Origin of the sequence: Rheinheimera hassiensis (assembly GCF_022436675.1) — a bacterium.
In the GTDB taxonomy this organism is placed as follows: domain Bacteria; phylum Pseudomonadota; class Gammaproteobacteria; order Enterobacterales; family Alteromonadaceae; genus Alishewanella; species Alishewanella hassiensis.
On sequence record NZ_JAKUJZ010000026.1, the window covers coordinates 1 to 431 of the forward strand.

Below are 431 nucleotides of genomic sequence, written 5' to 3' on the forward strand. Positions count from 1 at the left end.
CTAAAAATCATACTGTTTGCTTACTCCAAAGGCATCACCTCCAGCCGTGAAATACAGTGGTGCTGCGAAACCAATATCATTTTTAAAGCGTTGTCGTGCGATACGGTGCCGCATTTTACGACGATAGCGGCTTTTGTCAGTGGTTCGTCAGTGCAAATTGCGCAATTGTTTGAACAGGTACTGCTGGTATGCCATCAACAGGGATTATTAGGCAATGAGTTATTCGCTATAGACGGTTGCAAAATGCCGTCCAACGCAGCCAAAGAATGGTCCGGCACCTTAAAAGAACTCACGGCCAAACGAGATAAACTTAAGCGGCAAATTCGCTACCATCTGGAGCAACATAAACAGTTGGATGAACAAGCCAATGCTGATGAAGTGCGTAAAGCGCGACATCAACAAAGTATCGACACGCTGAATAAAGCGCATGA

At 45.2% G+C, this 431-nt stretch carries 1 protein-coding gene; it reads left to right on the plus strand.

What is annotated here, in order from left to right:
- Positions 1 to 431, plus strand: a 431-nt coding sequence (locus MJX74_RS21490) for a transposase (RefSeq protein WP_240225066.1), incomplete at both ends; no start/stop codon positions are given.